General features: G+C 44.5%; 11 protein-coding genes. 3 read left to right on the top strand and 8 right to left on the bottom strand.

The features are described from left to right. Positions 1 to 176: 176 nt before the first annotated feature. Positions 177 to 848, bottom strand: a complete 672-nt coding sequence (locus JGK20_RS07390; RefSeq protein ID WP_293212695.1) for a Fe2+-dependent dioxygenase — start codon at positions 846 to 848, stop codon at positions 177 to 179. A 273-nt stretch (positions 849 to 1,121) separates the two neighbouring features. Here JGK20_RS07390 and JGK20_RS07385 point away from each other — a divergent pair, with 273 nt between their 5' ends. Then, positions 1,122 to 1,499 carry a hypothetical protein gene (locus JGK20_RS07385; protein WP_293206168.1) on the top strand — a complete coding sequence of 126 codons (378 nt, stop codon included), beginning with the start codon at positions 1,122 to 1,124 and terminating at the stop codon, positions 1,497 to 1,499. 22 nt (positions 1,500 to 1,521) lie between these two features. Here JGK20_RS07385 and JGK20_RS07380 read toward each other — a convergent pair whose 3' ends face one another. The 5 genes from JGK20_RS07380 to JGK20_RS07360 all read right to left on the bottom strand — a co-directional run bounded on the left by JGK20_RS07380 (position 1,522) and on the right by JGK20_RS07360 (position 9,621). Continuing rightward, complete coding sequence (locus JGK20_RS07380) at positions 1,522 to 2,919, bottom strand: ATP-binding protein (protein WP_293206171.1); 1,398 nt, start codon at positions 2,917 to 2,919, stop codon at positions 1,522 to 1,524. Then, positions 2,885 to 3,562 (bottom strand): response regulator transcription factor, encoded by a 678-nt coding sequence (locus JGK20_RS07375; protein ID WP_293212699.1) that lies wholly within the window; start codon positions 3,560 to 3,562, stop codon positions 2,885 to 2,887. The genes JGK20_RS07380 and JGK20_RS07375 overlap by 35 nt, the downstream gene beginning before the upstream one ends. Before the next feature lie 355 nt (positions 3,563 to 3,917). Then, a complete protein-coding gene (locus tag JGK20_RS07370; RefSeq protein ID WP_293190508.1) occupies positions 3,918 to 4,634 on the bottom strand; it encodes a heme oxygenase (biliverdin-producing) in 717 nt (238 codons plus the stop codon). A 269-nt stretch (positions 4,635 to 4,903) separates the two neighbouring features. After that, on the bottom strand, positions 4,904 to 8,149 hold the full coding sequence (gene gyrB, locus JGK20_RS07365) for a DNA topoisomerase (ATP-hydrolyzing) subunit B (RefSeq protein ID WP_293184901.1): 3,246 nt from the start codon (positions 8,147 to 8,149) through the stop codon (positions 4,904 to 4,906). 236 nt (positions 8,150 to 8,385) lie between these two features. After that, positions 8,386 to 9,621 carry an ATP-binding protein gene (locus JGK20_RS07360; RefSeq protein ID WP_293184900.1) on the bottom strand — a complete coding sequence of 412 codons (1,236 nt, stop codon included), beginning with the start codon at positions 9,619 to 9,621 and terminating at the stop codon, positions 8,386 to 8,388. A gap of 287 nt (positions 9,622 to 9,908) precedes the next feature. Between JGK20_RS07360 and miaA the strand changes: the two genes are divergently transcribed. Then, positions 9,909 to 10,820 (top strand): tRNA (adenosine(37)-N6)-dimethylallyltransferase MiaA, encoded by a 912-nt coding sequence (miaA, locus tag JGK20_RS07355; protein WP_293229929.1) that lies wholly within the window; start codon positions 9,909 to 9,911, stop codon positions 10,818 to 10,820. Between the two features lie 277 nt (positions 10,821 to 11,097). On the opposite strand, the gene JGK20_RS07350 is transcribed toward miaA, so the two are convergent. After that, a complete protein-coding gene (locus JGK20_RS07350) occupies positions 11,098 to 17,277 on the bottom strand; it encodes an AAA family ATPase (protein ID WP_293229927.1) in 6,180 nt (2,059 codons plus the stop codon). A gap of 279 nt (positions 17,278 to 17,556) precedes the next feature. Then, positions 17,557 to 18,540, bottom strand: coding sequence for a protein-methionine-sulfoxide reductase catalytic subunit MsrP (gene msrP, locus JGK20_RS07345; RefSeq protein ID WP_293196646.1), 984 nt, complete (start codon positions 18,538 to 18,540; stop codon positions 17,557 to 17,559). Between the two features lie 483 nt (positions 18,541 to 19,023). Here msrP and JGK20_RS07340 point away from each other — a divergent pair, with 483 nt between their 5' ends. Then, the gene (locus tag JGK20_RS07340; protein ID WP_293229924.1) at positions 19,024 to 20,340 is read left to right on the top strand and encodes a transposase; all 1,317 of its coding nucleotides are present in this window, start codon (positions 19,024 to 19,026) and stop codon (positions 20,338 to 20,340) included. Positions 20,341 to 20,367 lie beyond the last annotated feature (27 nt).

Below are 20,367 nucleotides of genomic sequence, written 5' to 3'. Positions count from 1 at the left end.
TACAATTACTGTGACAAAACAAAGTAAAGAACTCGGAAAGACCTAAAATTTATTTCATCCGCTTCCAAAACCTCCTCAATAGTCCTGGACACACGACATCCATATCTGGTGTGAATCTAGGGGCAATCCCCGTGGTTGCCCCAATCCCTTAGTCTCTTGCGTAAGTCCTGCTCAACCTAAACATCAGCCCATTTTCGCAGCAAATTAGCAATGCTTTTTGATAGCAAGTCAAACTCCGCTGTCTTTCCAGACTTCTGAAAAAGGGTATCGCGAACCGTATCCAAATCAAAGAGAATTTCTCGATTATGAGCATCCCGAACTAAACTCTGCACCCAAGTCACCGCCGCTAGTCTTTCACCTTCCGTTACAGGTTCCACACGATGTAAAGTTGTAGTAGGATAAACAACCATTGAACCAGCATCAAGTTTAAAAGCTTGTTCGCCTTGGGTACTTTCAATCACTAATTCCCCGCCCGTATAAGTTGCAGGATCGCTGAGAAATAGAGTGAGAGACAAATCCGATCGCATTAGTTCTTCATCTCCCATAATCGCATTATCAATATGTGTCCCGTAGTACATTCCTCCCTGATAGCGACTAAACATAATGGGACGAATTGCTTTAGGGCGCGCCGCTATTTGGAATAAAGAATTGCGTTTTAGTGCTTGATTGACTAAATTTATGAGTTCCTGAGTTGGAGCCGCATCATTTTTTAGTTGAGCATTATTTTTTACTTGTTGGGCGTACCAACCTGCTGTTAACTTCCCATCGACAAATTCAGCATTTTTTAGGCGATCGACAATTAATCCTAATTCCTCTGAACTCAGAATATTGGCCATACAGATAATCATTTGGGACACTCCTACAGGTTGCTAATGGACTCGCATTGTAGCAATAAGGTAATGTCTATGCAAACAATTTTTAGAGGTTTTTGGTTCTTTCCGAGTTCTTTACTTTTTTCTGGGATAGTAGGAGTAATACCAAATCCTGCCTTTTTATCTCCTCTATGATTCGGCGGTTGAAACCGCTACTACACAAACGAAGTCCGCCTCCGCGGACTAAGAAATAAAGGGGATTTTTAACCCGGATTTGGTATAATCACCCAGAATAAGGCTTTTTGAAAGATGCAAAGTAAAACTAAGATTTGGCTCGGCATTGGAGCTTGCGTTTTAACCTCTGTAGCTGCTAGTGCGATCGCATCCCAGAATGATAGCAGTGTTAATCAATTTTCCCCTATTTCTCTTTTAAGTAATGCTGCTAATTCATCGATGAGCAACAGCAAGCCGGTTAAACCGATCGTTTTAATGAGTAGCAGTGGTGGCGAACAAGGAGAAAGCGGCGAAGGAAAAAAACCAAAACCCCGGAAAAAAAGTAGTTTCACTTCTGAACTTTCCTTGACAGATAGTAATGTCACAATGACAGCTTCGAGGGGCGGGGAAAGTGGAGAAAAAGGTGAACAAGGAGAAAGCGGTGAACAAGGAGAATCTGGGAAGAAGAGTTAAGGTTTTCTATTAATATCAACTCTTAAGCTACTGAGGAGAATTTTACTTGAAAACAGCTACCTACTCCTAGCTGACTGGTAACGCTAATTTCTCCTCGGTGGCTTTGGACAATTGCTTGGGCGATCGCCAATCCCATCCCCAAACCCCCTGCACGGCGATTTCTCGCTCGATCTGCTCTCCAAAATCTGTCGAAAACTAACTTGACATCTTCTGGAGCAATGCCGATGCCAGTATCCTCTACACTCACAATTGTCGATCGGTTCTGTCTGCTCAGAGAAACAGTCACAATTCCGCCCGCTGGTGTGTAATGAATTGCGTTTCCGAGCAAGTTGGAAAACAAACGAGTTAGCTGTGCAGCATCTCCCATTACAGATGTATCAATGGCTAAATTTGACTTGAGAATAACTTGCTTTTCTTGAGCTTGCAGTTCCCACAAATCTAGCAAATCCTCTAATAGTTCGTCTAACGGAACCGCTATCCACTCGCGGGCGATCGTGGCTGCTGGTGCATCCATTCTAGTTAATAAAAGTAAGTCTTCAACTAACTGAGTCATCTGTTTAGTCGCAGAGGCGATCGCCACCATTTTCTTAACATCCGCTGCATGAATTCTCTCAGGATGACTCTGCATCACTTCCACTGAAGTTTTAATCGCCGTCAGCGGACTTCTCAACTCGTGAGAAGCATCAGCAGTGAATTGTTTTAACTGCTGAAAACTATCCTCAATTGGCTTGAGAGATTGCTTAGTCAGCCACAAACCACCAACCGCAGTCAAGCTCAGGAAAATAATACTCCCATAACCCAAATTCCAGCGGAGTCTGCTGAGAACTTCTTCAACTTCTTTAGTAGATTCGCTGGTGCGAATATAACCTTTTAATTCTTGCTTTTTATCATCATAAGAAATGTAAACTGGAATTGTTGCCGACCGAATTTGCCCGTTTTGTATGGTTTGGAAACCCGATTTTATCGTTACAGGCGGTAAAGTCTTGCCGGAATTTCCTAACATTTTACCTGCTTCATTAAACCATTCTACAGATTGATCTGGTTCCCGCAGATTTTGCCAGGGAATGTCTAAGTCTCCGTCTTTGTCTAACTGGCGCGTTACTTTTTCGCGATCGAGTTCAATCTGAAAGTCATCATTGCGCTGTTCACTTTGTTGATGAGATAGATCGCCTTTTTTTTCTGGATGTTCAGAAAGGTGCTGCTTTTCGATCGCAACTAAACTGTGAGAAGCTGCTTGAGCCAAAACCTCCAATCGCTGGTCTAATTCTTGATACAGACTGCTGGCAAATAATTCATAAACAGCAATAGCAGAAGTTCCTAAAATAGCTACCATCACTGTTAAGTAAGATAGCAATAAACGCCATCCCAAAGATTGAAATTGGGGATTAGAGGTTTTGGTTGAGCCGATAACCCATGCCATAAATAGTCTCAATAAAATTAGCTGGTGCGCCTGCTGCTTTCAGTTTTTGTCGCAAACCCCGGAGATGAACTTTTACGGTTTCTTCTCCTGGCGAGTCTTCAAAAGCCCATATATGGTCTAGGATAGCACTCCGTGTTAAAACGCGCCCTCCTGTTCGCAGGAATAATTCTAGCAAACTGTACTCCTTTGGTGTAAAATTAAGCAAATTATCGCGATAAGTAACTTCGCAGGTATTCGGGTTTAAACGCAGATTTTCCCACTCTAATACTGGTGGCAAAGTTGTACTTCCCCGCCGCAGTAAGGCTCTAATTCTTGCTGCTAATTCTGGCAAATCGAAGGGTTTAACGACATAATCATCAGCTCCGGCATCTAGTCCTATGACTTTATCATTGCTGGTGTCTCTGGCTGTTAGCATGAGCACGGGGGTTTTTAAACCTTGTCGGCGCAAGCCCTGACATAGGGTAATTCCATCTATTTTTGGCAGCATCACATCTAGCAGAATTAAGTCATAGGTAAAAGTTTCTGCAAAGTTCCAACCTTCTTGACCGTCGGCGGCTATGTCTACGGCATAATGTTGGTCGGTGAGGGCTTCTGCTAATGCTTGGGCAATGCGATAGTCATCTTCTACTAACAGAATTTTCATAGTTTACTGCTAAAATATTGTTGATTGTTGATTGTGATATCGCATAGTTTTTTTTCGGAATGATTAAACCTTAGTGTCAACAAACACTTCAGATCAATTTCGGCTGCGCCGGAATGATATAGAGGAGACTGCACGTGCCGTTTCCCTACCGTTATGAATTGGGAGACTGCACTGCCGTGTCCTGATTTCGGGTTAATATTAATTCCGATGCAACCGGAAATGATATGAGTCAAAAAGTCGATCGCCCGCCATGCAAAATCCCGGAGCTTTGGTGACTGTAAAAGCAGCCATCAAACCCCCAGGATTTAATGTTTTCCTCTTAAACGAGGCTCAAATTATTGCCAATGGGTATTGACTAATCAGCAGTAGCCAATTCGGTACTGGCTGCGCCGCGCTTCCGCGTCAGGGTATTGAACAGCATCTGACCGACAGCTTTAATCAAATTGCCTTCTAACTCCATAAACATCTTCATGTTCATGCCAAAAGCTGCATTAGCTTCGTCAACAATGCGCTCTGCTGTAGCTTCGTTAATCGGCAATTCATTCATTGCCTGACGGTAGTTAGCTTTGAACTCTTTTTCATCAGGAATATCCTGGAATTCGTAGAAAGCAGTGCCTTCTCCCTCGGTAAGATTCATGCCGCGCTGAGCAATTCCCTTGAGGATTTGTCCGCCGGACAAGTCGCCTAGGTAGCGAGTGTAAGACTGAGCTACTAACAGTTCTGGTGCGGTAGCCGAGATTTCATGAATCCGCTGCACGTAAGCTTTAGCTGCTGGTGACGGGGATATTTGTTCCCGCCAATTGGCGCCGTAGTAGTAGAATAAATCTTGCTCTAAACTTTGTTTGCGATTTAACTCAGAAAAGTAAATTTTTGAAACAACCGGATGCTGCTTTTGGCGTTCCATTTCCTCTTCCATTGCCGAGTAGACAAAGTACAGGTTTCCTACTAACTTCCGGTAAGAAGTTTTTTCTACAACGCCTTTTAAAAAGCATTTGACAAAACCAACGTTTTCTGCCATTGTGTGAGATTTTTTTGTTCCCTCACGCAATTTTGTTGCTAAATTGATGCTCATGCTATATTGTCCAACCTTCTATTTTTGTGGTAGCTGATGGATGCGCCAAAAATCTAAAATTTACCTAAGCATTTACCTTAAAGCAATTTGATGAGAGATTGTATTAATTTTTATAACAAAAGTTGCAGTTGGCCGGAAAGCAGTAGTCAGTTGACAGGAAAGCAGTTGACAGGAAAGCAGTTGACAGGAAAGCAGTAGTCATCAGCCACTAACTAATGACTAATGACTCATCCTCGCCAGCAACTGTCAACTGTCAACTGTCAACTAACTTAGATGTCCAAGTCGAGGAGGTTGAGTTTGGGGCCGTAGGTTTCGATGAATTCGCGGCGGGGGGCGACCCGATCGCCCATTAAGATGGTAAAGATGCGATCGGCTTCAGCAGCGTCTTCAATCTCCACCCGTTTTAGCGTCCGAGTTTCCGGGTTCATCGTGGTATCCCACAACTGCGTGGGCATCATTTCGCCCAAACCTTTGAACCGCTGGATAGTGTAGTTCGCATTGGCGGGGAATTCGTTGCGGACGAGATTGTTCATTTCGCGATCGCTGTAACAGTAGTAGTGATTGCGTCCCCGTTCCACTTTATACAGAGGAGGACAAGCAATATAGATGTAACCTTGTTCTACAAGTGCGCGCTGGTAGCGGTAGAAGAAAGTCAGCAACAGCGTGCGGATGTGGGCCCCATCTACGTCAGCGTCAGTCATGATCACTATGTGGTGATACCGCAATTGACCGGGGTCGAATTCTTCGCCTTTGATACCCAAACCCAGGGCTGTAATTAACGACTGAATTTCGTTATTTTTGTAGATTTTGGCGTCGTCGGTTTTCTCGATGTTGAGAATTTTACCGCGCAAAGGCAGAATTGCTTGGAATTGTCGATCGCGCCCTTGCTTCGCGCTGTTGTGTACAAAAACTCCCGCACCTAGTGCAAAGTTGTGGCTGTTAGGCACTTCGATGTCATAAACATCGTGCCGTTCCTCTACAGCTTCAATCTTCACAACACGGTGGTTGTAATTACGAACCGCTTGGCGAGCATATAATTCTTCACCATTAAAGTAGCGCTTACAAAAAGTCTCGTACTTCAACAAAGACTTATCATTCTTCAGGCGGCGATAAGAATTGTAATAATCTACATCAATCCAGCCCATTTTCATCTGAACAGTCTTCAATGCTTCCAGAGTTTTGCGGTAATAAGTTTCGTCCAAAGCTGCTTTGCGTTGGCGGCGAAACTCCGGTGTCCACTGTTCCTTAGTTTTCTCCCGTCGCCAGTCCAACAAATCCTGATTTTGCCACTGTTCTTTGGCCAATTGTGAATTAGCCTCCCGCGCTTCAGGATTGTTAGCAAAATGATTGCGAACCCGTTGAGACTGAGCTAAGCGGTTTTCTTCAGAACTCCAATACTCTTGTTGGGCTTGGTTGAGCAATTCATTATTTTGCTCGCGATAAGCTTCATTAGTGTCGTAAAACTCACGCCACTTGCTAGTCATGTAAGCTTTATACTCTTCATCTTCCCACTGAGCCTTTGCCTGTTCTGAGAGAATTTGCCTGGTTTCAGGCTGCTGCATCCGCTCTTTCATCATCGCCCGAAATTCATCAGTCATGTGAGCTTGACGGCTCTTTTCAATGACATCCGGCCTGTGCAATGTTTTCTCAAGGTTGGCGCGGTGTAAAGCCAAGTGTTCCTGAGCAGGTAGTCGCTGAATATTGGTCGGATTGTTGTTGAGTTTGTTGAAATCAACATGGTGGCGGTGATTGCCGTCAGATGCTTGATAAACCTCATGTTTCAGGTTGTAGAAATCCGATAACAAATGACTGTAAATCCACTTGTCACTGCTGGGATTCCAAACCATTTCGTAACCGTTAAGTCCCTGCCCGTTTTGGTTCTTTTTCGACAACTGGCGGTTGAGAGGCATTAAGGAATCGTCCGGTGTCAGCATGGCTGCTGCTTTGTAAGTGCCATCCCGCAACATGAACCGATGATCTGGAGTACAAGTAATTGTCTCCCCATTGTCTAATGTCAATTTGATAACCTCAGCATTTGCTTTAGTCATGCGAGCGTTGGTTATCCGCTCAAACCCGATGTTTCCACTCTCGCGAATGGTGTAGCAAAAGTGTTCTTTACCTTCTGCTTGTTCGTCAACTATCTCTTTGAAGGTTTTTGTTGTGCCATCAGCTAATAATATTTTCTCCGAAGAGAGAAAACAGCCGCCGGCTGAATCGCCCTCGACCAGGTATATCTCAGACAGGGCGGGGTCTCTGGAGCTACAGTCCGCTAATTTTCCGGGCAAAGGAGACGATTCTAGGACGGATTTTCGGCGGACTAAATCGCGGGCACGACGGGCGGCTTCTGCGGCTTTAAATGCCTGAATTGCTTTTTCCAAAATAGCGTCTGCTACTTGGGGCCGAAATTCCAAATATTCGGTTAATACTTCGCCTACGAGGGAATCAACAATTCCTCTGACTTCGGTATTTCCTAGCTTTGTTTTGGTTTGGCCTTCAAATTCTGGGTCTGGAACTTTGACCGAAATCACGGCTGTTAAACCTTCGCGGACGTTTTCGCCGGCGAGGTTGGGCTCGTGTTCTTTGATTTTGTTGCGCTTGCGGGCGATCGAGTTCATCGTCCGCGTCAAAACAGCCTTTAAGCCTTCTAAGTGTGTACCGCCGTCGATCGTCCGAATGTTGTTGGCAAAACCCAGAACGTTGTCGCTAAAAGCATCGACGCACCACTGCAAAGACACTTCTACATACACGTTGTTGCGTTCTCCTTGTACGTAGATCACCTCTTCGTGCAGTGGCTGCTTCTCGCGGTTCATGTACATGACATATTCCTTGATGCCACCTTCGTAACAATAGGTTTCGACGCGCGGTTCGCTACTTTTGAGCAATTCCAAGCGACGATCGCCAAAAGTAATTTTCGCACCCGCATTCAGATAAGCCAACTCTCGCAAACGTCCAGAAACCGTAGCGTAATCAAACTCAATCCCAGTGCTAAATATCTGAGTGTCTGGAAGGAAACTAACTGAAGTACCGGTGCGATTTCCTTTGCAGGGCTTGGCCACAAGTTCGCTGACGGGAAAGCCTCTTTCGTAGCGCTGCAAATGTTCTTTTTGGTCGCGCCAAACAGTAACCTCTACCCACTCGGAAAGCGCGTTAACCACGGAAATACCTACACCGTGCAAACCTCCAGAAACTTTGTAACCGCCACCGCCAAACTTACCGCCGGCGTGCAGTACAGTCATTACTGTTTCGATTCCCGATTTGCCAGTCTTGGCAACGATCCCGGTAGGAATACCGCGGCCGTCATCTGTGACAGTGACTGAACCGTCGGCGTTGAAGTCAACCTCGATGTGAGTGCAGTGGCCAGCCAGCGCCTCATCGATGGAATTGTCCACAACCTCGTAAACTAGATGGTGGAGTCCTCGCGGGCCGGTGGTACCGATGTACATCCCCGGTCGTTTGCGGACTGCTTCGAGACCTTCGAGAACTTGAATCTGGTCGGCGCTGTAGCTGCTGGTCATACAAAAATAGCTCCAATAATGAGGCCTAAAGCCCCAAAAGCTTCTAAAATGGGAAAACTCCTAAAATTATAGCACAAAACCGTTAATGGCGATGCTAGGGCTTTCTGAAGGGAAATTTATCGGGGGGACGTACCCGGCATAGTAGTTTTACTTGGGGAGCTATTGACATTTGGTTGCGGGGCTGTTAGCCGGAAGGTTGAGAAGCGCGATCGCCCGCGGCAGTCTACTGCAAGTCATTAATATTTTTGTAATTCTTGCTTTCGGCGCAATGCCCGCGCTTTGAGTGTTTCTGCTTCTGCGTCGCGGGCCTCGATCGCCTGTTGCGCGATCGCCCCTGCAACTTCCCGGCGGGCGGTCAAATATTCCATCAACTCTTTTTCCACCAAAGATTTAACGATTTCTTGTACTTCCGGGTTGACCAGCCGAGTTTTTGTTGGGCCTTCAAACTCCGGATTCGGTAGTTTAACGGCAATGACTGCGGTGAAGCCACACTCTAAAACCTCATTCCCCATTAAAACTGGGTCTGTATTTTTGAGTTTGCCCTGTTGGCGGCCGATCGCACTCACCACCCGCCTCACTGCCAATTGAAAGGCGTTAAGATAAGTGCCGCCATCGATATTCCGGACGCAGTTGGCAAAACCTAACAGTCGGCTGTAAGAATTATCTTGATTCAGAAAGTGCCACTGACAGGCTATTTCTACTTGTACGCCATCTCGATCGCCCTGAATGTAAATGATATCTTCGTGCAGCGGTTCCACATTGGAGTTCAGGTAAGCGACATATTCCCGGATGCCACCAGGGAAGCAGTAGGTTTCGATGCAGGGAGAACTGCTGCCGAGTATTTGCAAGCGGTTGTCAGTCAAAATTATTTTCAAACCGGGATTGAGGTAAGCAAGCTGTCGCAGGTGAAGGGCAAAAGTGTCGCGATCGAACTGGATGCCATTCTTGAAAATCTCCGCATCTGGTTTGAAACAAATCGACGTACCCGTAGGGTTTTCGGGACTCGGTTTAGCTGTCAGCGACGTAACCGCGATGCCTTTCTCAAAACGCTGGCTGTAAATTTGCTCCTGGCGCCGAACAGTCACCTGCAACCATTCAGACAAAGCATTGACAACTGCTAGCCCAACTCCGTGGATACCTCCAGAAACCTTGTAGCCGTCGCTGCTTCTGCCAACAAAGCAGAGAACGGTCAAAACTGCTTCCAGGAATGATGTACCAGTTTTGGGATGAATCTTGGTGGGAATTCCCCGGCCGTTGTCTGTAACAGTAACGGAACCGTCAGCGTTGAGGTCAACTTCGATGCGAGTGCAGTAACCTGCCAGCGCTTCGTCGATCGCATTATCCACAATCTCGTAAACTAGATGGTGCAATCCTCGCGGGCTAGTGCTACCGATGTACATCCGCGGTCGTTTGCGGACTGCTTCGAGACCTTGGAGAACTTGAATTTGGTCGGCGCTGTAGGTGTTAGTCATGCCACAATAGCTCCAATAATGAGGCTGAAGACCCCAAAACTTAATAAAATGCAAAAACTCCTAAAATTATAGTACAAAACCGTTAAGGGCGATGCTAGGGCTTTCTAAATGGAAATTTATCGGGGGGACGGAGGGGAATAGTTTTGAGATTGCTTCGCGATTTCCCAGGCCCAGGGCGGTGAATGAGTGGAGCCAGAGAAGGGAAAGTAGGGATGAAGAGAATCTGGGAAAGGATTTGAGGGTTTTTCTTGGGAAATGCAATATGTTTTTTAAGTGTGCGACGGCTTATGTTTAGATTGATTACGATTTGCGGGGCGACGGCGACGGGGAAGTCTGGAGTGGCTGTGTCGGTGGCCGATCGACTGAAATCTTCGATCTTGAGCGCAGACTCCCGTCAAGTGTACCGCGAATTTGACATCGGAACGGCAAAACCGACAAAGAGCGATCGCGCTTCTGTACCGCATCACTTAATTGACATTTGCGAGCCGACAGAAACTCTAACACTCGCAGAATACCAGCAGCAAGCTCAAAAAATAATTGCTGATGTCGATTTTCCCGTTTCTCCTCCGCTGTTGTTGGTGGGAGGGACAGGCTTATATATCAAATCGATTGTCAAGGGTTTGAAAATTCCGAGGGTGGCGCCCATGCCCGAATTGCGATCGCAACTTGCGGATCTGGGGCAATCTCAATGTTATGCGATGTTGCAGCAGGTCGATCGTCCGGCCGCCGAGAAAATTCACCTCAACGATTCATTCAGAACCTTACGGGCACTGGAAGTATTTTATGTCACCGGGCGCTCTATTTCCCAACAGCAAGGCGAAAATCCTCCCAATTATCCTATTCTACAGATTGGGTTGGACTGCGAGATGGATGTTTTGGGCGATCGTATCCAACAGCGCACCGAACAAATGTTAGAACGCGGTTGGCTGGCTGAAGTAGAATATTTATGCAAAAAATACGGCTGCGACTTACCGTTGTTGAACACCTTGGGATATCAGGAAATCAAACGATATCTAGCTGGCGACATTACGCTTGAGGAAGCTAGGAATTTGACTGTTTTGCACACGAGGCAATTTGCCAAGAGACAACGGACATGGTTTAGAGCATATCCTGAAATTGAATGGTTTGATGTTAGCGCGCCAGATTTACTGGAACGAGTTTGGCAAAGAATACAAGATTTTCTTATCATAGGTTCGTAGTGAGGACTTTAGTCCGCATCAAAGAAAGGACTATTAATGTAAAGAAGTCATCACACAGGTTCATAGTGAAATACCGTTCACTTAAGACAGATCTCCCTAACCCCCTAAAAAAAGGGGAGTAGGGGGTGGGACAAGAATGCTCTCTTTCGTCCCCGCAACAATGCGTGGGATGCGAGGGAGATCTCCAGCGAATAAAGAGTGTTAAGTGAACCGTATAGGTTCGTAGTGAGGACTTTAGTCCGCAGAAAAGAAAGGACTGAAGTCCGAACGATCAAACCTAAGAAATTTCAATTAAAGAAACTATCTGAGCATAATCAAAATCATTAGCCAAGAAAGCTAAAGCCTCAGCCACATATTCATCTATCTCGCGAATTTGATCTATGCAAGTGTCAACTTTATTCATATCACAAAGGCTGGAAGCTGCCAATAAATCAGCCAACAATTCAGCAGGCAAATCCGCCAAAGCTGACCGACTCAAAGCAGATTGAATCTCCATTTTAGTCAAATCATTGTTGGTAGTAGGTTCCTCATAGATAAAATTCACCCCAATATGTTTTTTAAGCGCATCAAATATATCTGCTTCCTGGAACGGTTTGCGGATAAAATCATCGCATCCTGCCGAAGAAACAACCGCTCTTTCTTCTTCTAAAACACTAGCAGTTACAGCAATAATAGCAGTAGCTTGACCTTTAACAGTGCCTTTAATTTGTTTAGTCGCTTCGTACCCGTCCATCACTGGCATTCTCATATCCATCAAAATTAAATGCGGTTCCCAATAATTCCAAATCTCAACAGCTTCTTGGCCGTTACAAGCTTCTTTGAGTTCAAAACCTAGGGGAGAAAGCAGTTTGAGCAGCAGCAAATTATTGCTGGGTTTGTCATCAACAATCAAAATGCGATACTTAGGTTGATTCGGTGCGAGGCAAATCACTTGTACCGCCGTCTTTTTGCCTTCTATTTCCCTGGGATCTATCACACTAATTTTAGTATCGAATACAAAATTTGTTCCGACTCCCAATTCTGAAGAGACACTCATCTTGCCACCCATTAACTCTACAAAATTGCGGCTAATTGGCAGTCCCAAACCAGTGCCTTCTTGGGAGTTTTTACCAGTTTGTGTTTGCACAAAAGCTTCAAAAAGACTATCTAATTCATCGGCAGCAATACCGGGGCCTGTGTCAGAGATTGTAAAATTCAGGAAGCACAAAGATGCAGAATCTAAATCGTTAGGATTTTGTGGCGGGCTAATTTTACATTTTTCAATACTCTGATTGGCTGGAATATTTAAATTTTCCCTATTCTCCACAACATTAACAATTTTAGGTGGCTTTAGCCTGCTTGCTTCTGGTTTGAGATTAACTTTTACTGAAACTCCTCCTTCTTGAGTAAATTTGAGAGCGTTGCCGATCAAATTCATTAAAACTTGTCGCAATTTGACTTCATCTGTGCGCACGTATCTGGGAACATCTGGACTATATTCTACTACTAATTGCAGTTGTTTGTCGTCAGATTTGATATGGAACATATCTTCGAGATCGTCCATAAACTGATACAAATCAAAATTTTTATAGTTGAGAATAGTCCGACCAGCTTCAATTTTTGATAAATCTAAAACCTGGTTGATTAAAGTTAGTAAATGGTCGCCGCTGCGAGTAATAATGGCGACATTCTCTTGATGTTCTTTAGGTAGATTTTTGCTGCGGAACATGATTTGAGAAAAGCCGAGGATGGCGTTGAGGGGAGAGCGCAATTCGTGGCTCATGTTGGCTAAAAAACTGCTCTTCGCTTCGTTGGCTACTTCGGCTTTTTTCTTGGCAAGAGCGAGTTCTGATGTGCGTTCTTCTACTTTTGTTTCTAAGGTGCGATTGGAATCTGCTAGATTAGTATAAAGTCTAGCATTTTCAATGGAGATGGCTGCCGAAGCCGATAAGACTTTCAGCAGTTCTAATCTGTCTGATGTAAATGCTCCAGCAATCAGGTTGTTTTCTAAGTAAATTATGCCGATAAGTTGACCTTGGTTCAGGAGTGGCGCGCACAATATTGATTTGTTTTGATGCTGTTTGATATAGGGGTCGCTGTTAAAATTTTTGCTGGCAAATGCTTGGCTTAAAACTACTGTCTCTCCTGTACGGGCAACATAATTAACAATCGATACTGGTAGGTTATTATCTATAGAAATTGACTGCAATACCGCAATACTCTCCGAATCGATCGCACCCGCAGCTTCGATTAGCAATTCCCCGGAATTGTTGTTGGCAGAATCTGAGGGGGAATGGAAAATTAAATAGCCTCGTTGTGCTCCGGCATTTTCAATCAGTATTTTCATCAAAGAAGCCAGCAACTTATCCAAGAGTATTTCGCCAGAAATGGCTTGGCTGGCTTTCACTACCGCAGCCAAATCTAAAGCTGAACTTCCTAAGCCAGGGGTGTTTAATTGGCTGGCTATAGTTACTGTACTGGCATCATGAAATTGAGTTTCTGATGTGGATTTTATTAATAATTTTGGGTGAGTTGCTTCTAACTTTTCTTGTTTGCGTTTGGCGCCCCAAATTAGATAGTTGTAGTGCGCTTTTTTTAGGTAAATTTCGGCAAATTCTGCTTTACCTTTGCTCAGCCAGAAATTGGCTGCTAATTCTGCGGCTAATGCTTCATTTTGGATAAAATAGCCGTCTCTGGCTGAAGTAATCGATCGATCGTACAAATCGATCGCCTCCATCTCCTTACCCACAATCCGCGCCATCTCCCCAGCTACCAATAAGTATTTATGCTCAAAGGTCTCCGGACAGCTATCAGCCCAGATTTTCATCTGTTTTTGGTTGGCTTTGAGCTTTCTCAGATATTTTTGGCGATCGCCCTTGGAAGCTTGCGGGTAAAGCGCAGTTAAAATTAGAGAATAATAAAAATTATGTTCGGCTACAATAATTGTGCCGATCGCCAAACTCAATTTTTTCTCAGCTTCCACAGCATAGCTGAAAGCTGCTGCATACTCTCCGTACAAATACAAAACCTGGCATTTCAAAATTTGATAGCCGCAGATTGCCAAAAAACTGCCGCGATCGGCACACCGCTCTAAATATTGTCCTTCGCTAATTTCGCCATTAGAAAATACCTCACAATTAGAAGTTTCTCCCAGTAAATTAAACAAAGCTATCTGACAGCCTAGTAAGTAATCAGTAGCAATTTGATTGTTAGTTTTAAAGTTAAATAGCAAAAAATTCCACACTTCTACACGCAGAGATTCGAGATTTTTGCCCTGGGGGATAGAATACATCAATTTGTAAAGCTGAATGTAACCTGCAAATTGCAATTCGCCGGATTCTAAGCCAGCTTGATAGCCATTATGGCTAATCGAATCCGACAGTTTCAGAGGCTGTATCCAGTGATTTAAATGAGCGACAAGCATTTCCGATGCCTTGCATTTTTGCGTCAAATCGTGAAAGCGATCGCTCAAATTGAGAGCTAACATCCCAAACTCGTATCCCGAGCGATAATCAGCCATCGCAGCCGACAAAACCAAGCCGTAGCAAGCATAGCTGTAAGATGATTCCGGCACCGGGCCGTATTTCAGAGAAAGATTGACAGATTTTGTAACAACTAATTGGTAAAGTATCGGATTGGAAAATAAACTCGCGGGAATAATTTTATCCAGAAGTTTCATCGCGGTTCTTTTTTCCGAAATCTTCATTTCCGGTACGTGCAGCAAAGCACCAATTGCCCGATCGCCCAATTGCGCTGTTGCTTCAGCAAATTCGGCTTTGCAAGCTTGCTGCAACTGCTTTTGGGGCAACTCAACCCCCAACAAACGCAAGCCCTGGCGCCCAAATTTAATAGCTTCCTCGTATTCCCCCAACATGGTATGCAGCGTAATTAGGCGATCGAAAAATTCCGCTTTTTCCACCGCCAATTGCAACTGCGATAGTGCCGAATGAATCAAAAATTGCGATTGCTCGAAATTGCCAATCAGATAATTCAATTCCGCAGCTTCCAGGTACAACTCTCGCGTCAAATTATATTCAGTTTCCCAGCTATCCGCAGCCAAAAGTTCGATCCCAAAACAGACATACTTGACAGCAGCCGCATAAGCTGTAGCAGCTTTGGCTTTTTTCCCAGCCAAAAGATTGAGTTTGGCAATTTTATCTCTTTCCGTGCGATCGATCGCCAAGGGCAGCTCCCCTGCTGTCGCCATTTCTATCGCCCCTATCGCCTTTCCTGCCGCCAGATTTAACTGATCGACAATTTCAAAAAGCTCCTCCGACAAATCTTCACCATCGCTATTATCCAATAACAAGCGACCGATTTGCAAATGAACCGCTTTTTTCTGCCCTTCGTCAATCAAAGCATAAGCAGCTTGTTGGACGCGATCGTGCAAAAACTTGTACTCTTCAAACAACAGTTCAATATCCAACTCAGACACCGGAAAAATCAAACCAGCTTCCAGTGCGGGCTTCAAATCTGAGAACACCAAATCCGGAGATCTTTCACAAATTTTTGATAAAGTAGTTAAGTCAAAAGATGCCCCAGCACAAGCTGCGAAACGCAAAATATTTTGAGTTATTTCCGGCAATATTTTTATTTTTTTTACCATCAAATCAACCACATTATCAGTGATATCCCTTGCTTCAATTTGAGCAATATCCCACTGCCAAAATCCTCCACAACCTCTATTTTTTAGAGCCTTTGGTTCCCGAATCGATAGCTCGGAAGATTCCAGAAAACTAAAATTAATCAATTTCTCAGAATGCAGCATTTTGAGAAATTGATTGACAAAAAACGGATTTCCATTAGTTTTGCATAACACCAAGTCAGCCAAAGATTGCACAGACATAGCATCGCTATGCACAGTGTCAGCTATTAAATTACTAACATCTTGGATGGTTAAATTAGCTAAATAAATAAAATCAATTGTAGCGCCTTCTTTTTGCATTTCATCCACAGTAATCATTAAGGGATGATGGGCGCTAACTTCATTGTCTCGATAGGCTCCAATCAGCAATAAATATTGTGTATCACTATCCACTACCATCAATTGAATTAAATTGAGAGTAGCTGCATCTACCCACTGTAAATCGTCAAGAAAAATTACCAGTGGATGTTCCGCCGAACAAAACACGCGAATAAATTTTTCAAACACAAAATAGAAACGAATTTGCGCTTCATTTGGTCTCAACTCTGCTACCTGGGGCTGTTTGCCGATAATTAATTCTATTTCGGGAATTACCTCAATAATTACTTGACCGTTTGCACCCAATGCAATTAAAAGTTTAGTGCGCCACTCATCGAGTTTTGCGGAACTTTCGGTTAGCAGTTGTCGCGCCAATCCCGAGAAAGCGCTAATAATCCCTGAATAGGGAATATCGCGCTGAAATTGGTCAAATTTGCCGGAAATAAAATAGCCGCGTTTTTCAGTAATTGGTTTGTAAATTTCTTGTACCAGCGATGATTTCCCCATGCCCGAATAACCGGCAACTAGCATCATTTCGCTTCCAGAAAAACTATGTTGTGGGTTCGCAACTCGCTCGAATGCTGCTAGCAAAGCCTGGACTGGCGCCGCCCGCCCGTATAGTTTTTGAGGGATTTGAAATCGATCGGAAATATCTTCTTTAGCTAAAGCAAACTCTAAAATAGTTCCTGTTGTCTGTAATTGACGCAGACATTCTTCTAAGTCTGCTTGAATTCCCCAAACACTTTGGTAACGGTTTTCAGCAGTTTTTTCTAAAAGTTTCATGACTATTGCTGACACAGCCGGAGGAATTTGTGGATTGATTTTGTTGATGGGCAATGGCTGTTTTGCAATGTGACAGTGTACCAATTCCATTGCATCTTTGGTCTCAAAAGGCAATTGGTTGGTTAGCAGTTCGTAAAAAGTAATGCCGAGGGAATAAAAATCTGTACGGTAATCTAGAGAACGGTTCATTCTCCCTGTTTGTTCTGGTGAAATGTAGGCTAAAGTTCCTTCTAAAATATTGGGATTTTTTATGGTAGGAGTTTCGCGGGTTAACAGGGTGGAAATTCCGAAGTCAATAATTTGGATTTTTCCTGTGGCTGGGTTGAGAATAATGTTGCCGGGGTTGATGTCTTTGTGGATGATGTTTGCTGCGTGAATTTGTCCTAATATTGCGGCGGCTTGAATGCCGATATTGAGAAATTCAAACAGGCTAAAGCTTTGCTGTTCCTGCATTTGTTTCAATGAGAAACCGCCAAAATCTTCTAAGATTAGAAGGAGAGTGTTGCGATATTTTTGTAAGTCGTAAGCTTTGATGACTCCTGGCAGGTTGAGGATTTGAAGAATTTTGTATTCCTGTCGGTAGCGGACTATTTCGCCGGGAGTTGGATAGTCTTCGTTGAGCAGTTTGAGAATAATTGGCTGTTGATTTTGTTCTCTAATACCTCGATAAACTGTTGAAATAGAATTTTCGTGTATTTTATTTAATGTTTGAATGCCGGGAATTTCAAGCATTGCATATTTTCCTTTTTTATTAACTGGAAATTAACTTAGAATAAGACCGGGCATAGGGCATAGGGCATAGGGCATGGGGCATATCTCACCATGCTTGAGAACCGCTATAGAATAAGATCGGGCGGTTGAAATCGCGTCTATACAGGCAAAACTCGGATGGTGCGCGGGTTGAAGAGTCGGCGGTTGAAATTAGGTTTTTTCTTCTGTCCGCGCACCATCCGGACATCGTTTGTGTAGACGCGGTTTCAACCATACGTCCTATCTGAGTGTGAAATTTCGCTAACTGTAAAGGCTTGCGACATATTCGCCGTAACCGTTATAGGGCAAAGTTGGGCGAGTTTCCCACGACCAACTGTTACCGGGCCCGACTACCCGTTCGCTGGCTTGCGACCATCTGGGGTGCGGTTTGTCGGGTTCGACATTGGCTTCAAATGCGTATTCGTTGGGGCCGATGGTATTCCAAAAAGTGGCGGGCTGTTTTTCGACAAATTCAATTTTAACGATCGACTTTGCGCCCTTAAAACCGTATTTCCACGGAATCACCTGCCGCAGGGGCGCCCCATTTTGCTTGGGTAGCCGCCGCCCGTACAGCCCTGTGGCAAAAAATGCTAAATCGTTGGCCATTTCCTCGATTCGCATACCTTCGGTGTAAGGCCAGGGATAAAATTGGGACATTAAACCGGGGCCGGGAGTGATTTTGGAATCGTAAAATGAGGTGAAGCGAACAAATTTAGCATTCGATTGCGGTTCGACATCAGCCATGAGTAATTTCATGGGAAATCCGACCCAAGGAACTACCATCGACCAGGCTTCTACGCAGCGAAATCGATAAACTCGTTCTTCGATGGGGAATTTTTTCTGGAGGTCGTCTATATCGTAGGTGCGGGGATTTTTGACTAAACCAGTTACTTCTACTTTCCAGTTTTCGGTTGGTAAAGCTTGGGCGGCTTGCCAAATAGATTTTGTGCCTCCGTATTCGTAAAAGTTGTTATATTTGGTAGCTAGGGCTTCGTCGGTAATTGCCCGATCGACTTTCGCAAAGGTAGGATTCCGGGTCAATCCAGCGTAGGCTTGGGTTGAGCCTTTATCCAGAGCAGTTTTTGAGCCTGTATTGCTTTGACAGCCTGTCAGTGGTAGCAGCGAAGCAGTGACGCCGGCGCCGATTAAATTGGTCATGAAACGGCGGCGGTTGAGAAAGGCTGTTTCTGAGGTAATTTGTGAGTTGGAAATTTCCCAAGGTTTGGGAACGCGAATTAAGGGCATAGTTCAGTTGACAGTTGACAGTTGACAGTTGACAGTTGACAGTTGACAGTTGACAGTTGACCGCTTGAGGGCTACCTCTCCATAAAAGGAAGAGGATTGAAACAGTGAATAATTTGGTTTTATTTCCCCCGTTTAGGAGGAGGCTTTAAACCATTATTCTTCGTAATAGTTAAAAGTTAGTAGTTAGTTTGGCGAAAGTTGCCAAGAGACAGTATACCGTAATTCGTTGACAGCGAGTCCAGCCGAGCAATCAAGTTCGGTGCGATCGACTTATTCAACTAAATGAGCAGGAGTCCCGGGTTCTACTTCCAGGTGAGCGTGGGGAGGAATGCGCGTGAGTGAAGAGATCCGCCCCGAACCAAAACGATAGCTTTAGACGCCGGAAGGTGAGGGGCGGCCGACTCACTGTGTAAATTATTTTGCATCACTACTTGCATCTTCTGTGTTCACGAGATACAATCTTATCAGAGTTTGTGAAGAATAATGCCCCAAGTAATCACTGCCAAACTAAAGTTAAACTTGAACGCCGAACAAAAAGCTTTGGTATCGATGACTACTTTGGCTTATCGTGATGCCTTGAATTATACTTCACAAATTGCTTTTGATGCAGGCAAAACCAGTAATGGTCTTAGGTTGCAAAAAGCAGTCTATAACGAATTGCGATCTCGATTTGGACTCGGTGCTCAGATGGCTTGCAACGTACCAAGACAAGTGTCGGCAACCTACAAAACCCTCTGGACTAAAGTCAAGCAATCTAACGATGCTATTGCCAAAGGATACACCAAGAAACGATACAAAGGACTAGACAAAGTTCCTAAGTATGTTTCTAGAACCTGCACCTTGAACTATCAGCGTGACTACTCCTTTAAGGCCGAGCAACGTGTAAGTATTATCACCCTACAAGGTCGAGTTGTAGTTTCGTATGACGGCTATAACAAGCACTTGGCATTGATTGCCGGCGGTGCCAAGATTGGGGCGGCAAAGATTGTTTATCAGCGCTCTTCCAAGACTTACTATTTAATGGTGAGTATTGAAGTAGCAGCCCCGGAAATTGACCCATTGAAAATGACTAGAGTTTCTGGTGTAGATGTGGGGATGCGCTACCTTGCGGTAGAAACAGACTTGCAAAATAAGTCGAAGTTCTATTCAGGGAAAAATGCTAGGCATAAAGCTAACCGCTATCACAAGGCTAGACAAACTCTTCAGCGTAAAGGCACTCGCTCGGCAAAGCGCAGATTAATCGCTTTGTCAGGAAGAGAAAGACGGTTTATCGCTGACGTGAACCACCAAATTAGCAAGGAAATTGCTAAGCCTAACAGTTTGATCGGGCTGGAAAACTTGACCGGAATCCGGGAGAGAACCAAGTCTAAGTCTGGCAAAAAGGCGAGCAAAAAACAGCGGAAAGCTAATCGGAACAAAGCTAAATGGTCTTTTGCCGAATTGCATGGCTATATTGACTACAAAGCTAATCTGAATGGTTCTTTGGCTACTAAAGTGCCAGCGCATTATACTTCGCAAAGTTGTCCGAAATGCGGGCATACTTCGACAGATAATAGACCGAAGAAAGGACTATTGTTTCGTTGTGAATGTTGCGGACACGAGCTTCATGCTGACTTGGTAGGTGCGCGAAATATTGCCATGAGAACGTTGCTTGTTCGGCAAGACTGGACGAGTACGGGGAGCGTGTCAGCATCCCCTGATGTGTCGGGCTGTGAAACTAAAGCTGAGATTCTCCAGAGATTCTCGGAATTGCGGTGGAGCTCAGATACAAGCCCACATCTCGTGCGGTACTCCGCTTGATGCTGGGTAGTTGACATTATTTAATTT

Origin of the sequence: Microcoleus sp. PH2017_05_CCC_O_A (assembly GCF_020738785.1) — a bacterium.
Taxonomy (GTDB): Bacteria; Cyanobacteriota; Cyanobacteriia; order Cyanobacteriales; family Microcoleaceae; genus Microcoleus.
The sequence above is the reverse complement of the archived record's forward strand: the minus strand, read 5'-3'. Positions and strand labels throughout refer to the sequence as shown.